We start from the raw sequence: 11,383 nt of genomic DNA, 5'->3' as shown, positions 1-11,383 counted from the left end.
TTACGCCGCCACCGCCTCGCGCTCTTCCGTAGCGATGGCGTCGCGGACCGCGCGGCGCTCGGAAGGCGTGCCCCGGCCGGTCGTCAAAGCGGCGTGAAATCCGCAGTAAGGCCGCCTGCTATCCAGAATCCGCGGCGCCCCGCAGAACAGCGAATTTTCGCGGTCGTACTCTTCGTGATGGCCCCAAAGCGGGAACTCGCACCCGCATGAGGTGAGGAGGCCACGCGGCACGCCGTCGAAGCCTGGCGCTTTCTCGGGAAACCTGGCCTTGAATGGTTTTGGCGCCGGCCCCTCGATATGCGTTCGGGCTGTCGCCGTCTTGCGGACCCGCTTCCGCCCGTGGCCGCGAGGCCGAAACTTGTCGGGGTTGCGGCGGGCCAGGCCGTAAAGCTCTTCCGGCGTGCACTGGCAAAGCTCGGCAATTTCGGCACCGTTCATCCCGGTGGCCCAAAGGCGTGCCGCCTCGGCCTTGTATTCGGCATTCCATTTCATGCGGGCATTCTCCGAATCGTTTGCATTTTGCAAACGCTTGTTACGCGGCAACGGCCTTTCGGTTGATTTCCGACACGTGGGCGACCGTGTCGTCGCCGAAGAGAGGAAGGCCCTCGGCGGGCTCAAGCTCGGTCCGCGCCCGTTTCTTCGTTTCTGGGCCGGCGAGCACAAGCGACATCCGCTTCGCGATATCGGCTTGGTATTCTTCCTCGCGCTCTATCAGGATGGCGTTGCATCCCTCCCAAAAGGCGGCCTCGCCCGTGGTGCCGGTGCCGGCGAATGGGTCGAGAACGGTTCCGCCCTTGTGACAGATGAGCCGGACAAGCCAGCGCATCAGGTCGACCGGCTTCACCGTGGGGTGTTTCGAACCGAGGCGGTCGTCGCCGTCCGCCTTCGCGGAATAGAAGAACCTGGCCGCGCTGCCGGCGTCAGCCCGAGGTGGGAACGGGTCACGCGGCCCAATCGGGTTATAGACGTTGTTCCGCTTCCGCTCGCCGTGCTCGGGGCCTACGGCGCCTTTCTGGCCGGTGGCATCGGGGAACGCGGCGACAACCTCGGCGCTGCCATCGTGCAAGATATTGGCCGGGTAGCGGCCGTCGACCGGGCGGGCCTCGCCGCCTTTGCCGAGGCCGGAATTCGAGTCGTTCCAGGTGTTGCCGCCGCCAGCCTTGCCGCCCCATCCCGTAGGCTTCTCGGCGTCGATGCGGCAGGCGTCAATGTTGATGCCGCCGGTTCCGTGGGCCAGGGTGTTTTCCGCCACGGTGCCAATCATCGGCTTGCGGGCCAAGCATATCGGTTCCCATGCCGGCTTCAGGGCGGTGCCCCATCCGTCCCATTCGGCGGCCTCGGGGGTTCCGTGCGAGAAGATATCGCGATCATAGGCGGGACGCTCTTCGCCTTTGCCGACGCTGAGTAGAGCGCTGTTTCGCATGTCATTGACAAGGGTTTCAGTCCCGAGGAATTCGCCGAGGAAACCGCCCATCCGCCGGAACGCCCTGTCGATCCGGCCGCGCAAACCCTTGGACACCTTGCGCTTGTCCCGGCTCTTCGCCCACCTGATAAGGCGGTCGTACCTGGCGCGGACCTCGGGCTTTTCGTCCAGCCATTGCCGGAACAGATGGTCGTCAATGCCCTTCGAAACGCTATGGTTCTTCGGGAATCCGGTGCCGTAGCACCACGCGAGCATCCCGCCGAATTGGCTGTCTTCGATGCAGCGAAAGAAAGCTTCCACCTGGGTCGGCGAAAGGGTTTCGAGGAAGCGGACAACGGCGGTGTCGCTGGCAAGCATATTGAGAATGTTGTCGCGGACCTCGAAGCCGGCGCGCGCGATTGCGGACGCCATGTCGTGATAAGTCCGGGTGCCCGAGAACGCCACCAAGTAGCCGCCGGGTTTCAGCACGCGAAGCACTTTTGCCCATAGATCCGAACGGAAGGCGATGTCGCCGCCGTCCCATGTTTTGCCCATGAAGCCGGCGCTTGACCTGGCGAACACGCCCGCGCTGCCTTCCTTCGGTTCGGATGGTGCCGCGTCTTCGCCGCCGAAGCGGGCCACAATCGAGGTGAGGTGATAGGGCGGATCGCAACAGACCGCGTCGACGGATGCCTCGGGGATTTCGTCAAGGCGGGCGAAGCAATCGCCGCCGAGTAGGACGACTCGGCCGTCTAAGAATTCCGTTCGGTTCTTCATGCTAGAACAAGTCCCCTTGTTGAGGTTCCGGGGGCGGCAGCTTCGGCGCCGGCGATTCCACCGGCTCGGCCTTCCGTACCGTTTGCATTTCGTCAACGCGATGGGCGTAACATCGCCAATTCCCGAGCCGTCCGGCCAAAAGCTTGACGTTGTAACCGAAGCTCGCGGCGCCGCCGCAGACTTCGCAAACAAAATCCCCAGGGCCGGCGACTCGTGTCACGATTGATACAATCCGATAAGCGTTGACAAAATGCAAACCATGTTCGCCGCCGGAAGGCAAGGCCCCAAAATGGCCCCATTAAAAAGATCAACTCGGCAACAGTTTCGCCAGGTCCACCGTGAGCCCCCTTTTTACCGCTATCTTAAGCAGTTTTGGCACATATGCCGCCGGGACGGTGCCCGCCATCCCTGGCGGTCTCCGCTTCGCGTTGTCCCATCCCGCGATTGTGGAAGGGCTTAAATCGAGAAGCCGTGCCAATTCGGCACGTTTTCCGTTTGCAAACAAAAGCGTGACATATTGCAAAGGCGTGTTAACTTTCATTGCTGATACCGTTTGCTATTTGTTAACAAGTCTGATACGGACTTGATTCGTAAGTGCATGAGGGGAGTGTTTAGCGTAATGACGAAGCCCGACGTCGATTGGTTCCGCCGCAAACTGGAAGAGCACCGGCTTTCGCAGTCCGGCCTTGGGCGCATGCTTGGTATCGACAAATCGAGCATGAGCTTGCTTTTGGCGGGCAAGCGCAAACTGACCCTTACCGCTGCCGCCGATATGGCGCGCATCCTGGGCGTTACCGCGACCGAGGTCATGGAACGCTTTGGTGTCCGGGTCGATGGCATCCGGGGAGGTGACGAGGCCACCCCGCAAATGCTGCCCTTTGAGGGCTGGATTGATGAAGGCGCCTACGTCCACACTGAGAACACAAGCCGCCGCAAGCGTATGCTCGACGTGGGCGTGAACATTGAGGCGGGCGCCGGGGCGTTTCAATGGCGGACGCCGCAAAGCAAAATGGATGTTCTGGACGGCTGGATAGTTGTGTCTGGCGCGAGGCGCGAGGCCGACGAAACCATGCTCGGGCGCGGCTGCGTGGTCGGCCTCAAGGGCGGCGAAATGATGCTTCGCCTTGTCCGCCGAGGCTACACGCCGGGAACGCACCTTCTCTTCGGTCTTATGGGCACGCCGGACGTGACCGAAGCCGAGGTCGAGTGGTACGCGCCTGTGCTGATGATGAAGCCCGCGACGACCTGATAACTCCCGCCTCCAACTGATATCCTCAAATTTTATCAAACTGTCGCACTTTCCTAGTTGACGCTCCCGATAGCGTGTTTGCATATTACAAACAGTTGGCAAAATGCAAACGAAGGATTCGGGGGCCACATGCGGGTTTGTACAGGTGGGTTCTATCGCTCCCAAGGCGGTAAAAAGATCGGGCCGTTGCGCCCGTATCGAGAAGGAGAAGACGGGCCGGCGCGCGATATCTTGGGCCGTCTCGCTTGGTTCGTAGCCGAGGGTATCGGCGCCTTCGATAAGTTCGGCCAGTGGCTTAGCGGCGGCCTTGAAAGCCCGAACCATCTTGTCGCCGAATGGGAAGGCCCCGCCGCCATCGACGGCCCGTTCTTCGCCGCCGCGCCCGGCGACCGCGAACTTACCATTGGCGCCGCTCTGCCGCTCGGAACCTTGCTCGCTGAGGTGCGCGTCGCCGGCACCGAAGTGAAGGTCGACAAGGCCTGGATTGAGGTTGCCGGCCTCACGCTTTCCCTTACCGGCCAGCAAATCGAAACCCTCGGCGTTTTCCATGCCGGCCGCTGGCGCAACTTCCGCGCCATTATCACGGCGGCGGCATTGGCCGAGGTGCGTGCATGAGCAAGGCCCCTTACTCCGCCGAGGCCGAATGGTTCTGGCCGCGCAAAGAAAGCACCTGGCACAAGCTTCGCAAGCCGGACATCACCGCAACAAGTGCGGCAGCGCTGTTCGGGTGCTCTCCGTACATGACACCCTTTGACCTGTTCCACCGGATGGCGGGGAACATCACGGTCGAGTTCAACGAAACCGAGCGAATGCTTTGGGGTAAGCGTTTGCAAAATGCAATCGCTCAAGGCGTTTGCGAGGATAACGGGTGGCTGATCGTAGACGCTCACCCGTTCCTCTACGCGAGGTCCAAAGCCGTGGCCGGCATGGGGGCTTCGCCCGACTACATCATCACGGACCCCGCGCGGCCGGAACTTGGCTACGGGTGCCTTGAGATCAAGAACGTCGATTTCTTCGTCGCCGGCAAAGACTGGTCGGACGAAGAGGCCCCGCCGCATATCGAGTTTCAAGTGCAGCATCAGCTTGCCGTCACCGGCTTTCTGTGGGGCGCCGTAGCTGGCCTTATCGGCGGCAACACCGTCAAGACGTTCCGCCGCGACCGCGACGCCGAGGTGATCGCCGAGCTAACCGCCCGCATCGAAGACATGCATAGCCGCGTAAAGCGTGGCGAGGCGCCGGCCGCCGACTACCTGGCGGACTACGAAACCATCCGCACGCTGTACCGGCACGCCACAGTGGCGAAGAGCTTCAACCTCGACCTGCCTGGCGAGGAACCGGACCTAGACCCGGAAAAGCTCAAGGCCCTGATGGCAGCGAAGTACGACGCGGACATCATTTTCAAAGCCGCCGAGGAAGACAAGAAGCGCGCGGCGGCCGAACTGCTCGATTTCATCAAAGACACGGAAACCGTGTTCGGCGGCGGCTGGAAGCTTTCCGCCGGCACCGTCCACCGCGAAGCGTCAACCATCACCTACCCCGCAATCTCATTTCGCAACCTTCGGCTTTCGAAGCCGAAGCCGAAGAAAGGCAACTGACCTATGACCACCGTAAACAACGCCGTTGTAGTGGCTCAACCCCAGGCGCACCGCGCCATTTCCGTGTTCTCAAGCGAGGCTGATTTCACCTCGGGCCAGCGGCTTTGCAAGGCGCTGACAAGCTCAAACCTTGTGCCGGTCAACTATCGCGGCGAGGAAAACATGGGCAACGCCCTGGTCGCGCTCGACATGGCGAACCGGATGGGAATCCCGCCCATCATGGTTATGCAGAACCTCAACGTGATCGAAGGCCGGCCGTCCTGGGCTTCGCAATTCGTCATCGGCGCTCTTAATTCGTGCGGCCTGTTTTCGCCGATCCGCTTCCGCAAAGTGAAGCTCGGCGAGCAAGAGGTTTCTTATGAACGTTGGGCCGGCCCGAAGGGGAACCGCTCCAAAGAAACCGTCAAGGCGAAGGTCTTCAATATCGAGTGCACCGCCTACGCGGTCGAGAAGGCCACCGGCGAAACGCTGGAAGGGCCGACCGTGTCCATCGCCATGGCCGTGGCGGAAGGCTGGTATTTCCGGCCGGGTTCGAAGTGGGTGACGATGCCCGACCTCATGCTGATGTACCGCGCCGCCGCGTTCTTTGGCCGCCTGTATGCCCCGCACATTCTCAACGGCATGCCAAGCGCGGACGAGGTCGCGGACCTCATGGATATGCGGGACATCACCCCGGCGGCGGCCGAGCCCGTGGCGGCTGCGGAAACGCCTGCAGCGAAGCCGAAGCCCGCCGGCCGGCCTCGGGGTGTCCACGCCGCTATGACGGCAGCGAAGGAAGCCGAGAAGGCGAAGGAAAAGAAGCCGGCCGGTCCCGTCATCGAAGCCGAGGCGGAAGAGATCCCGCACGACGAAGATGGCGTCATTCTGGAAGACGACCCGGACGGTGACGCCGAGCGCGGCGCCGGTGCCGACGATGTCTTCGGCGTTGACGAAGACGACGACGAATTCAATCCGGCTTGAGGGGCGCCGCAATGACCGGAATTGAATTGGTCCGCGAATTTCAGATCGCAGCGACCGGCGCCCGCCGGGCGCTGGCGGTGGCTGAGAGGGCGGTCGCGGACCTCAACGCGAAGGCCGAGGCATTCGCCCTCGCCTTCGGCCAGCCTGGCGAGGCCTCGCCGGCCATCGCCAGCAATGGCGACGCCCTTCTCACCGCCGATGACGTCGCCGGCATCCTTCGGGTGAGCAAAGCCACGCTCGCTCGCTGGCGGGTGCTCGGCACTGGCCCCGGCTACGTCAAGAAACAGGGCCGGATTCTCTATCGCAGCGAGACGGTTGAAAAGTTCGTCACGTCCAAGGAACGGACCAAGACACGCGAAGAGGGGGCGTGACATGAAGGAAGCTTTCATTACGAAAAGGTTCAATGCGTCAAGCCGCGTCATCATCAAACAAGCGAATGAGATCATTGCGAACTATCAGGCGCAAGGCTTCACGCTTACCCTGCGCCAACTTTACTATCAGTTCGTTTCGCGCGACCTGATCCCGAACAAGCAAAGCGAGTACAAGCGACTCGGCAGCGTCATCAACGACGCCCGCCTCGCTGGTCAAATCGACTGGAATGCGATTGAAGACCGTACCCGCTACCTTCGCGGCATCAACACGCTTGGCGACCCCGCCGAGGCGATTTCTCGGGCGGCTCGCGGCTATCATGAAGACCTGTGGGCAAGCCAGAAGTACCGACCCGAGGTCTGGATTGAGAAAGACGCGCTAGTCGGGGTTGTGGAACCTGTGTGCGCGCGCTGGCGTACGGATTTCTTCGCCTGCCGTGGCTACTCTTCGCAGTCCGAACAGTACAGCGCCGGTAAGCGTTTCGCCCACCGCCGCCGGCTCGGGCAAACGCCTATCGTTTTCCACCTCGGCGACCATGATCCTTCGGGCATGGATATGACGCGGGACAATCGCGACCGCCTTGCCATGTTTGCCCGCCTCGGCGTCACGGTTGTGCGTCTCGCGCTCAACATGGATCAAATCGAGCAATACAACCCGCCGCCAAACCCGGCCAAGGAAACCGACTCCAGGGCCGCCGGCTATATCGAGGAATTCGGCGAGTCGTCCTGGGAACTGGACGCCCTGGAGCCGACTGTCATCGACCGGCTGATCGACGGCGCCATCCGCGAGTATGTCAACGAAGCCCTTTGGGAAGATGCCAAGCGGGAAGAGGAAGACAAGCGCGCGCTTCTTGAGAAGGCATCGGACAATTGGGATGAAGTGTCCGACTTCGTTCGGGAGCTTGAATAATGGAGGCCCCCCGCAATGATGTCGTAAGCCGGCCCGTAAGGCTGATCGCTAACGACGACCGCACCGCCTTAGTGCGATGCCTGCACACCGGCCGCGAGTGTTTCATATCGCTCGCGGCGGCCGACCTATCCCCGAATGGCGAACTTACTTTGCCAGCCGAGGTGGCGCGGGAGGCCGGGCTGCTATGAGCGACGCGAAGATCCCCGAAGACCTATCGTTGATTGACGAGTTTGATCTTAGTCAACAGCGCCGCGCGATGTCTGCTTTGCAGGCGGAACGGCAGCGCATCGCCATGCCGGTGGCGGTGATGGAATTGAAGTCGGGCGTTTGCATGAATTCCTTTTACGCCTGGCACGGCGGTTTAAGGGAACCGACGCTTGGTTGCCTGGTAGCCGTGGCACAAACGCTCGGCTTCGACATCATCATGAGGCGCCGGAAATCGTGACAACCCTTTCAGAACTGCACGCCGCCGCCGAGCGTAAAGCGGCGGCGGCCGAGGCCATCGTTGCCAAAGAACAGGCGGCGCTAGAGGCCGACTTAGCCTTCGCCCGCGAGCACAAGCAAGCGATGGGCGCCGGCTACTGGCAATCCCTTCACCGGGCGAAGCTTCAGGCAAAAATCGCCCGAGCCCTCGCCAATACCTACGCCGAAGTTCTCAACGAAATAGGGACGGGACAATGAGAATGAACACTGTTGATCGCATCCTTTGCGCGATGGCCTACGGCTTCGGCGGCATGCTCGGGGCCGGCCTCGCGGTCGTTACCGTGGCCGCTGCCGCGCCGGCTATCTACGCGGCCCTGCAGCCGCTGTTTTGACGTTCCCCGAGGCCATGGCGGCGGTGCTCGCGGGCGCCGCTGTCAGGCGTGACGAATGGGGCAAGCGTCGCGCCGTCAAACTGATGGTGGAACCGTGGAACGGCGAAACCGAACGCCTCTTGCTTTTTGACCTCACCGGAAAGGGCGACGTCCCGCCATTCCCCTATTCGATGACCGGCGTGGACGTGCGCGGTGATGACTGGCAATTGATCGAGGAATGAAGATGGCTACCGATAAGATGCCAACATACCGACCTGGCGACGTCGTCCTTTGCAAGGGCAAGGTCGAGCGGTCCGCTCATGACGATTCCGTTTATGTCCGCTTCGGCGAAAGCAACCAGTGCCCGCAACTTGTGGCCGCCGATATCGCCAAGGTCGTGCAACATGCGATCAATGTCGGCAACCGCGTGACCTGGCCGGCTAAGCGCACGGGTGAAGTTCTTGCGATCAACCCGGACCCCACCAACGGCAAGGTGTGGCTATGGGTCCAAGAGGATGGCAAATGGCCCCGCGTCACGCTGGACCTCGGCGAGGTGACGCGGCTATGACGGAACCGGCCTCTTTCGCCCTTGATCGGTCCATGGCGGTTCCGCCAGGGCATGTTGTGGAAACCGGATATGTGCCGGTTGAAAACGTGGTGCTCGCCTGCCGCGACCGTATGGCGGTAGGCGACGTCAATGCCGCCTATCAGAAACGGCTACAGCTTGGCGACCATCAGTCATGGCCGCCGCCTCGGGGCCATTGGCAGGGCGACCGTTTCGTTGTCATTGATGGCCGTCATGAATTCGTTGCGACGCTCATGCTCGGGCTTTCGCATCTGTTCGTCGCCTGGGTGCGCGAACCATGAATGATCTTTTTTCCAGTGACAGCCGATTTGATCCCGCCACGTTTTCGCCCTGTCGAACGTGGCGGTATCGTTTAGAACGCCAGTGGGGCAGGGGGCCGAAGGCCGCTTTCATCTTGCTCAACCCGAGCACGGCAGACGAAACGAAAGACGACCCCACAATCCGGCGGTGCATCGGCTTCGCTAAGGCGTGGGGCTTCGGCGGCCTTGTGCTCGGAAATATCTTCGCGCTACGCTCAACGGACCCGCGCGGGCTCTACAGCCATGTGGACCCGGTCGGGCCAGATAATGATGAAGCGTTGCGCGGCATCGCCCGCGAGGCCGAGAAAGTGGTTTGCGGATGGGGCACCCACGGGGCATTGAACGACCGAGGCCGATTCGCCCTGGCCGTACTTCGCGAGGCCGGCGCCACTCCCCTGGCCCTCAAGGTGACAGCCGAGGGCTTTCCGGGGCACCCGCTCTATATCAGCGCGGACACCTCGCCGAAGGCGTTCCCATGACTGTTTACGTCGACCGGCCGCGCTGGCGCCTTGGGCGCAGGATGATGTGCCACATGGCGGCGGACTCGCTCGCCGAGCTTCACGCCATGGCCGAAGCGGTCGGGGTCCGCCGGTTCTTCCAAGACAAGCCGGGCCGCCCGCACTATGACCTTTCGAAGGCCACGCGGGCGCGCGCCGTCGCTCTAGGCGCCGTTGAGGTGTCCAGCCGAGCCCTTGTTGAGGCGCTACAAAGGGCGAACAAATGACCTTCGGAAATGTTGGCAGGCTGTTGGCAGGGCGTTTTTCGCTCTACGCTTCAAAAACCCGCAAAGCCTTGTGGGGCTTTGGTGCCGCTTGCGTGACTCGAACACGCGACCCCATCATTACGAATGATGTGCTCTACCAACTGAGCTAAAGCGGCCCGGGAAGCGTCAGGCTTCCAGAATGGGCTGGGTGATAGACTCAACCGCTCACTAATTCAAGATGGGCAGCGGTGAATTCCGGCCTCGCCGGCGGCAATTCCGATCTACGGTTACCGCGCGACGGGCGCTGGGCACGGCCTGTGGTGGCGTGCGGGCCGGCCGTCCTTTGCGCCGGCTGGCCGGCGCGGCCGTGCCGGCGGTGACGAAAAATGTTGATTCTTCAACAAAAAATGCCGAAATGGCTTTGGCCGCTCGCCGTTGATTGATTGGTCGTCTGCGGCTAACGATCAGACAACCGGGAGCGAACGCGCAGAGGAAGCTCGCTTGGACCCCATCGAGAAAGCGATCCGCAATGCCTTCGAGAAAGGCAATGCCGAGGACCGGGCGTTCCGAGAAAAGGTCTATCGATCGGCCTTTGCCGCGCTCGACCGCGTCCTGCAGGCCAATCCGAACGTCACGGTAGAGGCCGCCATCAGCCGCCGCAAGGCAGTTCAGGCCAAGATCACTGAGATCGAATCGGAGTTCCTGCCGGCCGTGCCAGAGGTGACGCTGCCGCCGGAAAACGTCGCGCCTGCCGGCAATGGCGCGCCGGATCCCCGCGTCGAAGCGCCAGCCGAATCGGCCGCGCCGGCGGTCGACGCGCCGCTGCCGCCGTCGCAAACCGCGCCGTCGCCCTCGATCACCGTCGACGGCCCGGTACAGCCCGATGCTTCGGACCGGCCGCGTTCGCGCGTGCTGCCGCGCGTGCCCGACATCATGCCGGATGAGACAGCGCTTCCCGACGCGCCCTCGCTCGATGATTCGCCGGGCGCCCCGGTCGGCAACGGCGCCCAGGTCGTGCCCGACCGCGACGAGCGGCGGATCAGGGGCCGGCGTCTGCCGCTGACCGCGATCTTCGTCGTCGCGACATTGCTCGCGGCCGCCGGCATCGGCCTCTATTTCGCCAAGCAGACCGGCGTCTTCAAGACCGCGGCCGAGCTCAACACCGGCCCGCCCGAACCGACGCCGACGCTGGACGACGAGGATTCCTCGCAGCCGGCCGAGCCAGGGTCGCCGCAGAAGCCGGGCGAGGCGGACCAGTCGAAGAACTGGATCAACGTCTTCTCGCCCGCCGACCCGACCCATGTCAGCGCGCCGTCCGACGCCGCCGCCGAGGTGATGAAGGACGACACCGGCCAGTTCCTGCGCATCCGCTCGGGCGCGTCGGGTTCGGCCATCGCCTTCGATGTCGGCCAGGGCGTGCTGGAGAAGCTTGCCGGCAAGCATGCCATGTTCGACGTCGTCGCCCGTTCGGAAGAAGGCAAGGAGACGCAGATCTCGATCGACTGCAATTTCGGCGATCTCGGCGATTGCGGCCGCAAGCGCTACGCCGTCGGCCACGAGCGCAACGAATATCTGTTCGACGTGCAGTTCCCGAACAAGCATCCGGGCGCCGCCGGCACCATCGCCGTCAATTCCGACTTCGACCAAAAGGGCAAGTCGGTGGATATTTACGAGATCCGCGTCTCGATCGCGCAGTGATCGCGTCGTTGTACCTGTCCACGCAAGCCGGGTGGGGTGAAG

At 62.6% G+C, this 11,383-nt stretch carries 17 protein-coding genes and 1 tRNA gene; 15 read left to right on the top strand and 3 right to left on the bottom strand.

Going from position 1 to position 11,383, the window contains the following annotated elements; genetic code table 11:
* Together LB565_RS04165 and LB565_RS04160 are read right to left on the bottom strand one after the other, a co-directional pair.
* On the bottom strand, window positions 1-543 hold the full coding sequence (locus LB565_RS04165; protein ID WP_224581884.1) for a hypothetical protein: 543 nt from the start codon (window positions 541-543) through the stop codon (window positions 1-3).
* Window positions 533-2,179: a site-specific DNA-methyltransferase gene (locus tag LB565_RS04160; protein WP_224581883.1), complete on the bottom strand. Its 1,647-nt coding sequence runs from the start codon at window positions 2,177-2,179 to the stop codon at window positions 533-535. The genes LB565_RS04165 and LB565_RS04160 overlap by 11 nt, the downstream gene beginning before the upstream one ends.
* A gap of 619 nt (window positions 2,180-2,798) precedes the next feature.
* Between LB565_RS04160 and LB565_RS04155 the strand changes: the two genes are divergently transcribed.
* The 14 genes from LB565_RS04155 to LB565_RS04095 all read left to right on the top strand — a co-directional run bounded on the left by LB565_RS04155 (window position 2,799) and on the right by LB565_RS04095 (window position 9,664).
* Window positions 2,799-3,428: a helix-turn-helix domain-containing protein gene (locus tag LB565_RS04155; RefSeq protein WP_224581882.1), complete on the top strand. Its 630-nt coding sequence runs from the start codon at window positions 2,799-2,801 to the stop codon at window positions 3,426-3,428.
* Between the two features lie 78 nt (window positions 3,429-3,506).
* Entirely contained in the window at window positions 3,507-4,043 is a 537-nt protein-coding gene (locus tag LB565_RS04150) for a hypothetical protein (RefSeq protein WP_224581881.1), read from the top strand.
* On the top strand, window positions 4,040-5,023 hold the full coding sequence (locus LB565_RS04145; protein ID WP_224581880.1) for a YqaJ viral recombinase family protein: 984 nt from the start codon (window positions 4,040-4,042) through the stop codon (window positions 5,021-5,023). The genes LB565_RS04150 and LB565_RS04145 overlap by 4 nt, the downstream gene beginning before the upstream one ends.
* Before the next feature lie 3 nt (window positions 5,024-5,026).
* Entirely contained in the window at window positions 5,027-5,983 is a 957-nt protein-coding gene (locus tag LB565_RS04140) for a recombinase RecT (RefSeq protein WP_224581879.1), read from the top strand.
* 11 nt (window positions 5,984-5,994) lie between these two features.
* On the top strand, window positions 5,995-6,354 hold the full coding sequence (locus tag LB565_RS04135; RefSeq protein ID WP_224581878.1) for a helix-turn-helix transcriptional regulator: 360 nt from the start codon (window positions 5,995-5,997) through the stop codon (window positions 6,352-6,354).
* A gap of 1 nt (window position 6,355) precedes the next feature.
* Window positions 6,356-7,261, top strand: a complete 906-nt coding sequence (locus tag LB565_RS04130) for a hypothetical protein (RefSeq protein ID WP_224581877.1) — start codon at window positions 6,356-6,358, stop codon at window positions 7,259-7,261.
* A 184-nt stretch (window positions 7,262-7,445) separates the two neighbouring features.
* Window positions 7,446-7,706, top strand: coding sequence for a hypothetical protein (locus tag LB565_RS04125; RefSeq protein WP_224581876.1), 261 nt, complete (start codon window positions 7,446-7,448; stop codon window positions 7,704-7,706).
* Window positions 7,703-7,942: a hypothetical protein gene (locus tag LB565_RS04120; RefSeq protein ID WP_224581875.1), complete on the top strand. Its 240-nt coding sequence runs from the start codon at window positions 7,703-7,705 to the stop codon at window positions 7,940-7,942. Before LB565_RS04125 ends, LB565_RS04120 begins: the two co-directional genes overlap by 4 nt.
* Before the next feature lie 2 nt (window positions 7,943-7,944).
* Window positions 7,945-8,076 (top strand): hypothetical protein, encoded by a 132-nt coding sequence (locus LB565_RS29795; RefSeq protein WP_263488344.1) that lies wholly within the window; start codon window positions 7,945-7,947, stop codon window positions 8,074-8,076.
* A gap of 14 nt (window positions 8,077-8,090) precedes the next feature.
* Window positions 8,091-8,297 (top strand): hypothetical protein, encoded by a 207-nt coding sequence (locus LB565_RS04115; RefSeq protein ID WP_224581874.1) that lies wholly within the window; start codon window positions 8,091-8,093, stop codon window positions 8,295-8,297.
* Window positions 8,294-8,623, top strand: coding sequence for a hypothetical protein (locus tag LB565_RS04110; protein WP_224581873.1), 330 nt, complete (start codon window positions 8,294-8,296; stop codon window positions 8,621-8,623). Before LB565_RS04115 ends, LB565_RS04110 begins: the two co-directional genes overlap by 4 nt.
* Window positions 8,620-8,922, top strand: coding sequence for a hypothetical protein (locus tag LB565_RS04105; RefSeq protein WP_224581872.1), 303 nt, complete (start codon window positions 8,620-8,622; stop codon window positions 8,920-8,922). Before LB565_RS04110 ends, LB565_RS04105 begins: the two co-directional genes overlap by 4 nt.
* Complete coding sequence (locus LB565_RS04100) at window positions 8,919-9,419, top strand: DUF1643 domain-containing protein (protein ID WP_224581871.1); 501 nt, start codon at window positions 8,919-8,921, stop codon at window positions 9,417-9,419. The genes LB565_RS04105 and LB565_RS04100 overlap by 4 nt, the downstream gene beginning before the upstream one ends.
* Window positions 9,416-9,664, top strand: coding sequence for a DUF4031 domain-containing protein (locus LB565_RS04095; RefSeq protein ID WP_224581870.1), 249 nt, complete (start codon window positions 9,416-9,418; stop codon window positions 9,662-9,664). The genes LB565_RS04100 and LB565_RS04095 overlap by 4 nt, the downstream gene beginning before the upstream one ends.
* Window positions 9,665-9,743: 79 nt before the next feature.
* Here LB565_RS04095 and LB565_RS04090 read toward each other — a convergent pair.
* Window positions 9,744-9,819, bottom strand: a tRNA-Thr gene (locus LB565_RS04090).
* A 325-nt stretch (window positions 9,820-10,144) separates the two neighbouring features.
* On the opposite strand from LB565_RS04090, the gene LB565_RS04085 reads away from it, so the two are divergent.
* A complete protein-coding gene (locus tag LB565_RS04085) occupies window positions 10,145-11,341 on the top strand; it encodes a hypothetical protein (protein ID WP_224581869.1) in 1,197 nt (398 codons plus the stop codon).
* Window positions 11,342-11,383: the final 42 nt, after the last annotated feature.

The sequence above is a fragment of the Mesorhizobium sp. CA14 genome (assembly GCF_020165195.1).
Lineage (GTDB): Bacteria > Pseudomonadota > Alphaproteobacteria > Rhizobiales > Rhizobiaceae > Mesorhizobium.
The sequence above is the reverse complement of the archived record's forward strand: the minus strand, read 5'-3'. Positions and strand labels throughout refer to the sequence as shown.